At 46.8% G+C, this 12620-nt stretch carries 12 protein-coding genes; 5 read left to right on the forward strand and 7 right to left on the reverse strand.

Annotated elements, in window-relative coordinates:
* Window positions 1-11: 11 nt before the first annotated feature.
* The 5 genes from ABFV83_RS00190 to ABFV83_RS00210 all read left to right on the forward strand — a co-directional run bounded on the left by ABFV83_RS00190 (window position 12) and on the right by ABFV83_RS00210 (window position 5780).
* Window positions 12-842: a purine-nucleoside phosphorylase gene (locus ABFV83_RS00190; protein ID WP_349946762.1), complete on the forward strand. Its 831-nt coding sequence runs from the start codon at window positions 12-14 to the stop codon at window positions 840-842.
* A gap of 277 nt (window positions 843-1119) precedes the next feature.
* On the forward strand, window positions 1120-1359 hold the full coding sequence (locus ABFV83_RS00195) for a (2Fe-2S) ferredoxin domain-containing protein (RefSeq protein ID WP_349946764.1): 240 nt from the start codon (window positions 1120-1122) through the stop codon (window positions 1357-1359).
* Between the two features lie 2 nt (window positions 1360-1361).
* Window positions 1362-3092 carry a [Fe-Fe] hydrogenase large subunit C-terminal domain-containing protein gene (locus ABFV83_RS00200; RefSeq protein ID WP_349946765.1) on the forward strand — a complete coding sequence of 577 codons (1731 nt, stop codon included), beginning with the start codon at window positions 1362-1364 and terminating at the stop codon, window positions 3090-3092.
* Complete coding sequence (locus tag ABFV83_RS00205; protein ID WP_349946767.1) at window positions 3092-4273, forward strand: SpoIIE family protein phosphatase; 1182 nt, start codon at window positions 3092-3094, stop codon at window positions 4271-4273. Before ABFV83_RS00200 ends, ABFV83_RS00205 begins: the two co-directional genes overlap by 1 nt.
* Before the next feature lie 55 nt (window positions 4274-4328).
* Complete coding sequence (locus ABFV83_RS00210) at window positions 4329-5780, forward strand: 4Fe-4S dicluster domain-containing protein (protein ID WP_349946769.1); 1452 nt, start codon at window positions 4329-4331, stop codon at window positions 5778-5780.
* A gap of 52 nt (window positions 5781-5832) precedes the next feature.
* On the opposite strand, the gene ABFV83_RS00215 is transcribed toward ABFV83_RS00210, so the two are convergent.
* From ABFV83_RS00215 to ABFV83_RS00245, 7 genes are all read right to left on the reverse strand, one after another.
* A complete protein-coding gene (locus tag ABFV83_RS00215) occupies window positions 5833-6078 on the reverse strand; it encodes a spore coat protein (RefSeq protein ID WP_349946771.1) in 246 nt (81 codons plus the stop codon).
* 13 nt (window positions 6079-6091) lie between these two features.
* Window positions 6092-6265 (reverse strand): hypothetical protein, encoded by a 174-nt coding sequence (locus tag ABFV83_RS00220; RefSeq protein ID WP_349946773.1) that lies wholly within the window; start codon window positions 6263-6265, stop codon window positions 6092-6094.
* A 104-nt stretch (window positions 6266-6369) separates the two neighbouring features.
* Window positions 6370-8241 (reverse strand): phosphate/phosphite/phosphonate ABC transporter substrate-binding protein, encoded by a 1872-nt coding sequence (gene phnD, locus ABFV83_RS00225; RefSeq protein WP_349946775.1) that lies wholly within the window; start codon window positions 8239-8241, stop codon window positions 6370-6372.
* 167 nt (window positions 8242-8408) lie between these two features.
* Window positions 8409-8534, reverse strand: a complete 126-nt coding sequence (locus tag ABFV83_RS00230) for a hypothetical protein (RefSeq protein WP_349946776.1) — start codon at window positions 8532-8534, stop codon at window positions 8409-8411.
* Window positions 8535-8661: 127 nt separating this feature from the next.
* Entirely contained in the window at window positions 8662-10407 is a 1746-nt protein-coding gene (locus ABFV83_RS00235; protein WP_349946778.1) for an NADH-dependent [FeFe] hydrogenase, group A6, read from the reverse strand.
* 17 nt (window positions 10408-10424) lie between these two features.
* Complete coding sequence (gene nuoF, locus ABFV83_RS00240; protein WP_349946779.1) at window positions 10425-12212, reverse strand: NADH-quinone oxidoreductase subunit NuoF; 1788 nt, start codon at window positions 12210-12212, stop codon at window positions 10425-10427.
* Window positions 12213-12224: 12 nt separating this feature from the next.
* Window positions 12225-12602, reverse strand: a complete 378-nt coding sequence (locus ABFV83_RS00245; protein WP_054739161.1) for an NAD(P)H-dependent oxidoreductase subunit E — start codon at window positions 12600-12602, stop codon at window positions 12225-12227.
* Window positions 12603-12620 lie beyond the last annotated feature (18 nt).

Consider the following 12620-nt stretch of genomic DNA (forward strand, 5'->3'; position numbering starts at 1 on the left):
AGAAAAGGTATATGAATGAAGTATATGCAAAGCTTAAAAATTGTTTGGAAAGTGTACGGGAGAAGACTGACTTTGTCCCGGAAATAGCTCTGATCCTGGGGTCTGGCCTTGGGGAATATGCAGAGGAGATAAAGGTGGAGGCATCCATTGATTATAAGGACATTGAAGGATTTCCGGTATCAACGGTGGCAGGACATAAAGGAAGGTTTGTATTTGGATATGTAAACGAGGTTCCGGTTGTCATCATGCAGGGACGGGTGCATTTCTATGAGGGGTACCCAATGACGGATGTAGTGCTTCCGGCAAGACTGATGGGTCTTTTGGGAGCAAAGGTCCTGTTTCTGACCAATGCCTGCGGCGGTGTTAATAAGGACTTTAAGCCAGGCGATTTCATGCTCTTAAGGGATCATATTGCAAGCTTTGTTCCATCTCCGTTAATTGGGGCTAATTTAGAAGAACTGGGACCCAGATTCCCGGACATGAGTGATGTTTACAGTAAAGAGCTGCAGCAGACCATCAGAGAGGCAGCAGGAGAAGAAGAGATCAGTCTTAGGGAGGGTATTTACATGCAGCTTTCCGGTCCGGCTTATGAGTCTCCGGCAGAGGTACAGATGTGCCGCATTCTGGGAGCTGATGCGGTTGGAATGAGCACAGCCTGTGAAGCGGTAGCTGCAAACCACATGGGAATGAAGGTTTGCGGTATTTCCTGCATCACCAATATGGCCTGCGGCATTACGGATCAGCCTTTAAGCCATGGAGAGGTACAGGAGACAGCAGACCGGGTTGCACCTTTGTTTAAACGGCTGATTACAGCTTCTATTACAAAAATCGCGGGCAAATAAGAACGAAAGGCACAGGCAAGAAGTCTTGGAACCGGGGATAGTATGAATCCTTCCATGACTCTTGCCTTTGTCAGCCTTCCGGCGGCTTTTAAAGCCGGGGTTTCATACATATGGGCTGATTGACGTAAAGAAGCAGGAGATAGCGGAGACAATTATTTCCTGTATTTGAAAAAGAACAGGAAACCGATAAAAAATTATTGATAAAAATATAACGATATGCGATAATATTTAAAAAGGGCAATCAAATACAAGGTATTTAATTGGAGGGAGAATATTCATGAGAGTAACAATTTGTATAGGGAGCGCATGCCATTTAAAGGGTTCCAGAGACATTATCGCCCAGCTGCAGACCCTTGTGAAAGAGAACCGCCTGGAGGATAAGGTGGACTTAAATGGTTCCTTTTGCTGCGGTGACTGCGTAAATGGCGTCTGTGTGACCGTGGAGGGTCAATTATACTCTTTAAAACCAGAAGATACAAAGGAGTTTTTTGACAAAGAAATCATGGGGAGGCTGTAATCATGGGAATCATTGATTTCAAGGCTACTAAATGCAAGCACTGTTATAAATGTATTCGTAACTGCGAAGTCAAGGCAGTCATGATTCGGGATGAGCGGGCTGAAATCATGCCGGATAAGTGCATTTTATGCGGAAAATGCATGCAGGTCTGTCCCCAGTCGGCTAAAACCCTGGTAAGTGATTTAGAACTGGTAAAGGGCTTTATTGACGCAGGGCTCCGGACGGTCATTTCCCTGGCCCCGTCTTATATGGGCTTGTTAAGCTATAAGACCATCGGCCAGGTAAACGGAGCGCTTCGGAAGCTGGGATTTGAGGATGTCCGGGAAACTTCGGAGGGAGCGGCTGTTGTAACAGCGGAATATGCAAGGCTTTTGGAAGAGGGGGAGATGGAGAATATCATCACCACCTGCTGTCCAAGCGTCAACGATTTAATTGAAATTTATTATCCTCAGCTGATTCCATATATGGCTCCTGTGGTATCTCCTATGATTGCCCATGGAAAGATGATAAAAGAAGAATTGGGATCTGAGGTAAAGGTGGTTTTCCTTGGACCGTGCATAGCAAAGAAAAAGGAAGCAGGAGACCCCCGCCATGATGGCTATATTGATGCTGTCCTGAATTTCAATGATATTTCCAGATGGCTTTCCGAAGAGGAAATTACCATTGAAGACTGCGAGGATGTCCCGTTTACCAGGGATCCCAGAGTCAACCGCCTTTATCCGGTTACCAATGGAGTGGTGAATTCTGTTCTTGCCACGGAAGAGGGACGGGATGGATACCGGAAGTTTTATGTCCATGGCAGCCTTAACTGCATGGATCTATGCGAAAGCATGCTGCGGGGAGGAATTAAAGGCTGCTTTATTGAGATGAATATGTGCTCCGGCGGCTGCATAAAGGGGCCAACCGTGGATGATGAGAGCGTATCCAGATTCAAGATCAAGCTTGATATGGAGGATGCCATTGAAAAGGAACCGGTGCCGATTGAGGAGTTGAACCCTGTCCTGGAACGTATTTCCTTCAGGAAGTTGTTTATGGACCGGGCGCCAAGAGATGTCATGCCAACGGAAGTCCAGATCCAGGAGATATTAAAAATGACCGGAAAGACCAGGCCTGAGGATGAGTTAAACTGCGGTGCCTGCGGATATTCCACCTGCCGGGAAAAGGCTATAGCAGTTTTCCAGAAAAAGGCGGAGCTTAATATGTGCATTCCCTTTATGCATGAAAAGTCAGAGTCCTTATCCAATCTGGTGATGCAGACCTCTCCCAACATTGTTCTGATTGTGGATAAAGATATGAAGATATTAGAGTATTCTGCAGTGGGGGAAAAGTATTTTGGAAAGACCAGGCAGGAAGCCTTAACCATGTATTTATATGAGTTTATTGATCCTTCTGATTTTCAGTGGGTTTATAATACCCATCAGAAGATCCATGGAAAAAAGGTGACTTACGGGGAATACCGTATTTCTACTCTTCAGAATATTATATACATCGAAAAAGAAGATGTGGTATTAGCCACCTTCATAGATATCACCAAAGAGGAAGAACAGGCAAGGCAGGAATACGAAAAGAAGCTGGAGACCATTGAACTGGCACAGAAGGTCATTCACAAGCAGATGATGGTGGCCCAGGAAATTGCAGGTCTTTTAGGGGAAACCACTGCGGAGACCAAAACTACCTTAACAAAGCTTTGCAGATCCTTATTGGATGAGGGAAGTGAAAGTGAGGTCAAGTGATGGGAGTTACCGTTGATGTTGCATACACGAGCCTGAATAAATTCAAGGAAGTATTGTGCGGTGATAAGGTAGAGCTTTTGCAGACCGAGGATTCCAATATCATGATTCTCGCTGACGGCATGGGCAGCGGGGTAAAGGCCAACATTTTAGCGACCATGACCTCCAAGATTCTTGGAACCATGTTCTTAAATGGTGCGACCCTGGATGAGTGTGTGGAAACCATTGTAGAAACTCTTCCGGTATGCCAGGTGCGCCAGGTGGCCTATTCGACCTTCAGCATCCTTCAGGTATTTCATGACGGCGAAGCCTATCTGGTAGAATTTGATAATCCCGGCTGCATCTTTATCAGGGACGGAAACCTGGTTTCCATACCTCAAAACGTCAGGATTATCCGTGATAAAAGGATCAATGAATACCGTTTTAGGGTGAAAAAAGGTGATGCGCTGGTCCTGATGAGCGATGGGACCATTCATGCAGGAGTTGGGAAGCTTCTGAACTTTGGCTGGCTGTGGGAGGATGTTGCTTCCTATGCTGTGAAGCAGTACCGTCTGACCATATCCGCAGCCCGTCTTGCTTCTGTTTTGAGCCGTGCCTGTGATGAACTGTATCAGTACCGGCCTGGCGATGATACTACGGTTGCTGTCATGAGGATCATTGACCGCAAGCCGGTGCATTTGATGACAGGCCCTCCAAAGAAGCCGGAGGATGACTGCAGTATGGTGAATGATTTTATGTCAGGAGATGAAACTGCCAAGAAAGTTGTCTGCGGAGGGACCAGTGCAAATATTGTTTCCAGGGTAACCGAAAGGAAGCTGTCAGTTTCCCTGGATTATGATGACCCGGAAATTCCACCCATCGCTTATATCGATGGAATTGAACTGGTTACGGAAGGTGTTTTGACTTTAAACAAAGTTTTAAAGCTTTTAAGGCGTTATGTGGAGAATGAATCCGTTACAGAGGAGTTTTTCCTGGAACTGGATAAGCCAAACGGCGCTTCCATGGTAGCGAAGATGATCATTGAGGATTGTACGGAGCTTAATTTATACGTAGGAATGGCCATTAACAGCGCTTACCAGAACCCTGGCCTGCCCTTTGATTTGGGGATACGCCAGAATCTTGTGGAGCAGTTAAAGCATGTAGTGGAAGAAATGGGGAAAAGGGTTATAGTAACCTATTATTGATTTGGAATAGACATTGATACAGCCACAAGATGTGGAAGTTACAAGGAGGAAAAATATGGCAACAAATGATGCAACATTACTTCGCATAAAGCATCAGGTTTTAAATGAAGTGGCGAAGCTTGCATGGGAAGGGAAGCTGGAGGCAGAAAGGAATGAGATTCCTTATAAGATCATTCAAGGCCCCAAGGCCCAGTTCCGCTGCTGCATTTACAGGGAACGGGAAATTATCAGAGAGAGAATCCGCCTGGTGGAAGGCCTATGTCCCAGCGGAAGGGATACGAAAAACATAGTCCAGGTAATCAGCTCTGCCTGCGAAGACTGTCCCATTACCCGGTATGTGGTAACCGATAACTGCCAGCTGTGTATGGGCAAGGCGTGCCAGGGTTCCTGTAATTTTGATGCCATCAGCATGGGACATGACCGTGCCTATATTGATCCTGATAAATGCAGGGAATGCGGAAAATGTTCTCAGGCATGTCCTTATAACGCCATTGCGGACCTGACCCGTCCATGTAAAAAGAGCTGCCCTGTGGATGCCATCACCATGGATGAAAACGGCATTGTAGTCATTGATGAGAGTAAATGCATCCAGTGCGGTGCCTGCATTCACGGCTGCCCCTTTGGAGCCATTGATTCCAAGACATTCCTTGTGGATGTCATTAACCTTATTAATGCAGGGAAACGGGTGGTTGCCATGGTCGCTCCGGCGACGGAAGGCCAGTTCGGCCCGGAAATCACCATGGCAAGCTGGAGAACGGCCTTAAAGAAAATCGGTTTTCAGGATATGATTGAGGTTGCTCTGGGCGGCGATTTAACCGCTGCAGCAGAAGCGGAAGAATGGGCGGAGGCTTATAAGGAAGGCAGGAAGATGACTACCTCCTGCTGTCCGGCCTTTGTAAACATGATCAAACAGCATTATCCTATGCTCCTTGAGAATATGTCCACCACCGTATCTCCAATGTGCGCCGTATCCAGAATGTTGAAGGAAAAAGACCCGGAGACGATTACTGTTTTCATTGGACCATGTATTGCAAAGAAGAGCGAGACTTTGGATTTGAATATTAAGGACAATGCAGATTATGCCCTGACCCTGGGAGAGATTCAGGCAATGATGGCAGCAAAGGGCGTGGAACTTGAGCCGGAAGAAAATACTTATCAGGCAGGATCCGTATTTGGTAAGCGTTTTGGAAATGGCGGCGGTGTGACTGCAGCTGTTCTGGAATGCTTAAAGGAATCGGGAGAAAGTACGGAGATTGAAGTCCTTAAATGCAATGGAGCAGCTGAGTGTAAAAAGGCTCTGATGCTCCTTAAGATTGGCAGGCTTCCTGGAGACTTTATAGAAGGAATGGCATGCGTGGGAGGCTGTGTAGGCGGCCCAAGCAGGCATAAGAGCGAGAATGAAGCAAAGAAAGCCCGCGATCTGCTGATCAAGCAGGCAGACGGAAGGGAAGTTCATGAGAACTTACGAAACCAGGGCCTTCAGGAAGTACCGATGCACAGACATTAATAAAAAAAGCTATGGCTGCCCCTTTTACGGGAACACCCATAGCTTTTTTATTTTACATTCCTGCGAACTGGTTCTTGACTTTGGAAAGTTTCTGCTGTTCTGCCTGATCTGTGGTATACCATCCCTTTGCAGTCATTTTTTTGTAGATATCGCTCTGCATGCACAGGCTGTCGTTTAATGCGGTATCAAAGGTCTGATGCACGTTCATGGTAGGAGATTCGATGGTTCCATGCAGGTATAAGTCACACACCCCTTTTGCGGTGTGGAGCAGATTCTCCATAATAAGCTTGTCATCCATATGTGATTCCTCCTTACACTAAGTTATAGAAGCTGTCAAAAATCTGCTGGTGCTTCTGTAAAAGCTGTTGTGCACAAGCTTTTAATTCAGGATCCTGCAGATTCTGTGTTGCTTCCTGGCACTGGGTTTTTAAAAATTTTTCATGACCAAGAGCATCTTCAATATAATTTAATTCTTTTGGGCTCATGTCTCATCACCTCCAGTCTTAGTATGGTGATTTTCACATAATCCATTCACGCTGGGATTAATTCTTTACTGATGGATTAAAATGGAAAAATTATGTATTCAAAATTAGTTGTTTAACCGTCTGATAATATCGTACGCTTTATCTTCATTCCTGACAAAGCCCTGAACAGTCGTATCAATCCCGCTGTGATTGCTGAAATCCACAAAGGCACTGCGGAGCTTTTCCATGAGCATCGAGGGCATGTCTTTTCTGACAGCCAGGGCATCTTTGGGAATTTCCTCCGTACGGGCAACAATGATCAGCTCATCCGTGAAAAGCCCGTCTGCATGTGCCTGATTGTAAACCTCGTCATAGGTAGCGCCTGCGTCCACTTCTCCGGCCAGAATGGCGTTGACAACATTATTGTGGTTGCCCAAAAAGACGACCTTTTCAAAAATAGTGTCCGGATCCATATGGTTTTGCTTCATCATATCCCGGGCGTACAGATACCCTGACGCGCTTTTTTTATCGACGTAGGCAAAGGTCTTTCCTTTTAAGTCATTGAGGGTATGTACCCTGCCGTCCTTGCGGGCCACAATGTAGCCGTGGTAGGAGCAGCGGCCCTGGACCTTTGGTGTAACGAGCACATTCGCCCCACATTTTTCATGGGCGCTTACATACGCGAACGGAGAAAACCAGCCCACGTCAATGATGCTCTTTTCCACGCTTTCACTGAGGGCATCATAGCTTCTGACGATTAAGGGGCGGCATTTCAGCCCTACGCTGGCACATACCTGCTCAAGGATGGGCACATAGGTTTTCCGGATACGTTCAGGCTCGATAAAGGGATTGACACCGAAGATAATTTCGTCCGGCTTTTTGAAAGCCATGGCACCCTGCTGCAGTATTTCTGCAGTTTCCCCGATTTTGTTGCAGAAGGAAAGAATGGTTTCGTTTTTCTTCTGCTGGACATTTACCATATCAATGGCGGAGCTGGAAACATGGTGGGTTTTTTGTACCGCCTCTGCCACATTCTCCACTGCGTTTTCAATCTCAGCCGCCGTATTCTTCTGAATCATCGACTCCTGGGTAAGACCGGAAATCGCCTTCTGAACATCCTTAAGGATCGAGTTGATTTCCTGAATGATCTGAGAGGATTCTGTGACAATGTTGTCCACATTTTTCATCTTGTCGCCGATTTCGGTCATGGCTGTGTTGGATGTCTGTATTTTATCCACAATATTTTTGACCACGCCTTCAATGACGGAGATCGCGTCGTTGGTCTGCATGGCGAGCCGCCGGATTTCCCCGGCAACAACGGCAAAGCCCCTGCCAGCCTCTCCGGCCCGGGCGGCCTCTATGGAAGCATTCAGTGCAAGAAGATTGGTCTGGCTTGATATTGTTCGGATAGAGTCCACAATTTCATTGATTTTCGCAGAGGATTCTTTAAGCGCCAGGTTGCTGTCGGAAGCGGCCTTGATGACTGTCGTAAGATCGAGGATGAAACTCCCGATGCTTTGGAGAGTCTGCTCATTTTTGTCCAGCATTTCAATGGAGGTTTTGGAATGATCCTCGATTTTTATAATCCCGGAATTCAAATTGGTACATGCTCCGACCAGCTCGTTGATGCCAGCATTGATTTCTTCCGAACTGGCTGCATTTTGTTCGCTGAGCTTTTCAATCTCATAAGAAAACTTTGCAACCTTTTCAAAGGTTTTCATGTTGTCGTTGGAAAGCCAGATCAGCTGCTGTGAGTCAAAGCCCATGGTTTCCGCGATCTGAAAAAGCCGTTCCCCCAGGTCGTTCTGCTGGACGGGGCGGGATTCCCCGCCGGTTTTTCTAAACAGGGCGGAGACGGCAGCCAGAATCAGGATGCTCCCGATCACGGAATAGAGAAAGCCGCCCATTCCACTGAATTGGAACAATAATCCTGCCGCCTGAAGAATGAGAATTGCAATTGCAGAAATAAGGACTGGTTGTTTCGATGTAAGTTTCATTTTTCTACCACCTTAGCAATCAAAAATTTTAGTTCAAAATTGATAAAGTTTCATTTCTTTACTTTCATGTTTCTTATGTACATAATTTTATTTTAAATCTTATAATCTAACAATGCTCTGCCAGTTTTCCGGTCAGAATCAGTTCCCGATACATCTACGGTCTTTGTTCATGCAGAAAGCTCAGACGGAGCAGTCCATATTTCCTCAAGTTGCAAACTCGGCTTTCCCGTCAATTTTAATGTTTGATAAAGCAGACCGTTAATTTTTGTATATTCAAATTCAAACTTTTCCATAAAGCAAATCCTCCAACAAAGATTATTTACAATTCATCGGTAATCGTTTGGCCATGAACTAAACAACTATGATTTTCGTAAACATCCTTATTGGAGGATTTCTAATTATAAAGGGTGTTTTTTTAAGTTAAACTTCGTTTATTTTCCTCTTAACGTAGGTCGTGTGAAGCAGGTGATGAGCCTTCTCACTTCCCGGCTCTCCAAGGTAGGTTTCATAAAGTTCCTTGATTGCAGGGTTTTCGTGAGATTTACGAATGGTCTTGGCAGCATCTTCATCATAAAGAACCTTGGCGCGCAGGCTGCGGATGTCGGTTGTATTACGTACATAGCCAGGCTGCTGGGGCTGGCCGCCTCCGTTTACACATCCGCCGGGGCATCCCATGATCTCGATGAAGTGATAGTTTGCCTCTCCGGATTTTACCCGGTTAAGGAGTTCTCTTGCATTGCCCAGGCCGGAAGCAACTGCAACATTGACATCCATATCGCCTACACGGTACGTGGCCTCCTTAATTCCCTCTGTTCCCCGGACATCGGTGAAGTCAGGTCTTTCAAGCTCTTCGCCGGTCAGGCTTTCTACAGCGGTTCTTAAGGCTGCTTCCATAACGCCGCCGGTGGCTCCAAAGATAACGGCTGCACCGGTACCAAGCCCTAACGGTGTGTCAAAATCTTCGTCCGGAAGTTCTGTAAACCGGATTCCGGACTGCTTGATCATTCTGGCCAGTTCTCTGGTGGTCATGGAATAATCTACGTCAGGAGCGCCGTTGGCATCCTGGTCATCTCTTCCGATCTCGAATTTCTTAGCAGTACATGGCATCACGCTGACGGATACAATATCCTCCGGCTTCAGACCCATCTTTTCCGCATAATAGGATTTGGCGATGGCACCGAACATCTGCTGCGGGGATTTGCAGGAGGATAAATTCTCTGTCATATCCGGGAAGTAGTGCTCGCAGTATTTGATCCATCCTGGAGAACAGGAGGTGATCATCGGAAGAACGCCGCCGTTTTGCACGCGTTCAATGAATTCATGTGCTTCTTCCATAATGGTCAAATCGGCACTGAAGTTGGTATCAAATACCTTGTTAAAGCCCAGTCTTCTTAACGCGGCCGCCATCTTGCCTTCCACATTGGTTCCGATGGGATAACCGAATTCTTCTCCCAGGCCTGCACGTACGGCAGGAGCGGTCTGGACGATCACATGCTTTGACGGGTCTGCAATGGCAGCAGCCACTTCGTCAATGCTGCTCTTCTCATAGAGAGCGCCGGTAGGACATACTGCGATACACTGCCCGCAGGATACACAGCTTGTTTCCCCAAGTCCCTTTTCAAAGGCGGAGCCGATAACAGTAGCAAATCCACGCTCATTAGGTCCGATCACGCCGATTCCCTGAACCTTTTCACAGATAGCGGAACAGCGGCGGCACAGGATACATTTGCTGTTGTCACGTACCATATGGGCTGCACTTTCATCAGGAGTAGTAGAAGTTTTTGCTCCATCGTAATAATCATCCACTTCAACGCCCAATTCCTTACATAAGGTCTGTAACTCGCAGTTTCCGCTGCGGACACAGGATAAACAGGAACGGTCGTGATTGGAAAGGATCAGCTGAAGCGTTTTCTTTCTGTAATCACGCAGCTTGGGCGTATTGGTCCATACTTCCATTCCTGGATTGATAGGGTATACGCAGGAAGCAGCCAGTCTGCCGCCATTGATCTCAACGGTACAGATACGGCAGGCAGCGATTTCATTCATATCTTTTAAAAAGCATAAAGTCGGTATCTCAACATGGGCCAGTCTGGCAGCTTCCAGGATGGTGGAGCCTGCCGGAGCGCTTACGTCCATGCCATTGATTTTTATTGTGATATTCTCCATGATCCAATTTCCCTCCATTATTTCTTGTAGACAGCGTCAAACTTACATTTCTCCATACATACGCCGCACTTGATGCACTTCTCAGGATCAATGACATGTGGGTTCTTAACGGAACCGGAGATGGCGTTAACCGGACAGTTTCTGGCACAAAGGGTACAGCCCTTACATTTCTCAGCATCAATATGGTAGGAGAGAAGCGCCTTGCACACACCAGCCGGACATGTCTTGCCGATAATATGGGCATTATATTCGTCGCGGAAGAACTTAAGGGTTGACAGAACCGGGTTTGGCGCTGTCTGGCCCAGTCCGCAGGCAGAGTTTTCTTTTATATAGTAGCACAACTCTTCCAGACGGTCTAAATCTTCCAGTTTGGCCTGTCCCTTGGTGATCTTTTCGAGGATTTCCAGCATTCGCTTTGTACCGATACGGCATGGCGTACATTTTCCGCAGGATTCTTCTACGGTGAATTCCAGGAAGAATTTTGCGATATCAACCATACAGTCGGTTTCATCCATTACGATCAGACCGCCGGAACCCATCATGGAGCCGATTGATATCAGGTTGTCGTAATCAATAGGAATATCGTAATGTTCCATTGGGATACAGCCGCCGGATGGTCCGCCGGTCTGGGCAGCCTTGAACTTTTTGCCGTTTGGAATGCCGCCGCCGATTTCTTCGATGATCTCACGGAGAGTAGTTCCCATAGGAACTTCTACCAGTCCGGTGTTATGGATCTTTCCGCCTAAAGCGAATACCTTTGTTCCCTTGGATTTCTCAGTACCCATGGAAGCAAACCATTCTGCTCCGTTTAATATGATCTGCGGAATATTTGCATAAGTTTCAACATTATTTAAGATGGTTGGCTTGCCGAATAAACCTTTCTGCGCTGGGAACGGAGGACGTGGCCTTGGCTCTCCGCGGTTGCCTTCGATGGAAACCATAAGGGCGGTTTCTTCGCCGCATACGAATGCACCGGCACCTAAACGAAGGTCAATATTAAAGGAGAAGCCTGATCCAAAGATATCGTCGCCTAAAAGCTCCATCTCTCTGGCCTGGTCAATGGCAATTTTTAAACGCTGTACGGCGATCGGATACTCTGCACGCACGTAAATGTAACCCTGGGAAGCTCCGATTGCGTAGCCGGCAATGGTCATAGCCTCCAATAGGGCATGAGGATCACCCTCTAATACGGAACGGTCCATAAATGCGCCTGGATCACCCTCGTCTGCGTTACAACAGACATACTTCTGGTCCGCATCGTTTTGACTGGCCAGCTTCCATTTGAGGCCGGTAGGGAAACCTGCGCCGCCCCGCCCTCTTAATCCACTGTCTAAGAGAGTCTGGATCACTTCGTCCGGAGCCATCTCGGTAAGAACCTTACCAAGGGCCTGATATCCGCCGGTACCAATGTATTCTTCGATTTCTTCCGGGTTGATGACACCGCAGTTGCGCAGAGCAATTCTGTGCTGCTTCTTATAGAAGTCCGTATCGCTTAAAGCCTTAATGCCGGCCGGAGTCACTGTCTCATCATAAAGAAGTCTTTCCACCGGACGTCCTTTTAATAAGTGCTCGGATACGATTTCTGCAATATCATCTTCTTTTACCATTGCATAGAAGGTGGCATCCGGATAAATGATCATGATCGGGCCTAAAGCGCAAAGGCCGTGGCAGCCGGTCTGTACAACGGATACTTCCTGATCCAATTCCTGTTTCTTTAACTCATCTCTTAATTTAACCATAATCTGCTGGCTTCCGGAGGAAGTACACCCTGTGCCGCCGCAAACTAATACATGTGAACGATACATCCTGTTTCCTCCTTATTTGATGTCAGCTGAAGCCAACGTGTAGTTTTGAACAATATGGCCACCCAGTAAATGCTCTTTATAAACTTCTTCTGCTTTTTCAGGGGTCATCTTGATATAAGTAACTTTTTCTTTTCCAGGTTCCAGAATCTCAACGATGGGTTCATACTGGCATAAGCCGATGCATCCGGTCTGGGTAACGGAAAAACGGTCTGTCATCTGGTTTTCCTGAACCAGGTTTGACAATGTATTAAGAACAGGTCTTGCACCGCTGGCAATTCCGCATGTAGCCATGCCCACCAGAATGCGTGTGCGTCCGTGGTCTTCACCGCGCATGCTGACCTGACCCTGCATCTTTTCTCGAATTGCTTTTAATTCTTCAAGAGTCTTCATGTTATTCCTCCAATTCAA

Source organism: Lacrimispora sp. BS-2 (assembly GCF_040207125.1).
Lineage (GTDB): Bacteria > Bacillota > Clostridia > Lachnospirales > Lachnospiraceae > Lacrimispora.

Bases quoted from the DNA above. Each gene is read 5' to 3' on its own strand.
- ABFV83_RS00220 (WP_349946773.1), bottom strand. From the start codon at position 6,265: ATGAGCCCAAAAGAATTAAATTATATTGAAGATGCTCTTGGTCATGAA.
- ABFV83_RS00210 (WP_349946769.1), top strand. From the start codon at position 4,329: ATGGCAACAAATGATGCAACATTACTTCGCATAAAGCATCAGGTTTTA.
- ABFV83_RS00195 (WP_349946764.1), top strand. From the start codon at position 1,120: ATGAGAGTAACAATTTGTATAGGGAGCGCATGCCATTTAAAGGGTTCC.
- ABFV83_RS00235 (WP_349946778.1), bottom strand. From the start codon at position 10,407: ATGGAGAATATCACAATAAAAATCAATGGCATGGACGTAAGCGCTCCG.
- ABFV83_RS00190 (WP_349946762.1), top strand. From the start codon at position 12: ATGAATGAAGTATATGCAAAGCTTAAAAATTGTTTGGAAAGTGTACGG.
- ABFV83_RS00205 (WP_349946767.1), top strand. From the start codon at position 3,092: ATGGGAGTTACCGTTGATGTTGCATACACGAGCCTGAATAAATTCAAG.
- ABFV83_RS00215 (WP_349946771.1), bottom strand. From the start codon at position 6,078: ATGGATGACAAGCTTATTATGGAGAATCTGCTCCACACCGCAAAAGGG.
- nuoF (WP_349946779.1), bottom strand. From the start codon at position 12,212: ATGTATCGTTCACATGTATTAGTTTGCGGCGGCACAGGGTGTACTTCC.
- ABFV83_RS00200 (WP_349946765.1), top strand. From the start codon at position 1,362: ATGGGAATCATTGATTTCAAGGCTACTAAATGCAAGCACTGTTATAAA.
- ABFV83_RS00230 (WP_349946776.1), bottom strand. From the start codon at position 8,534: ATGGAAAAGTTTGAATTTGAATATACAAAAATTAACGGTCTGCTTTAT.
- phnD (WP_349946775.1), bottom strand. From the start codon at position 8,241: ATGAAACTTACATCGAAACAACCAGTCCTTATTTCTGCAATTGCAATT.
- ABFV83_RS00245 (WP_054739161.1), bottom strand. From the start codon at position 12,602: ATGAAGACTCTTGAAGAATTAAAAGCAATTCGAGAAAAGATGCAGGGT.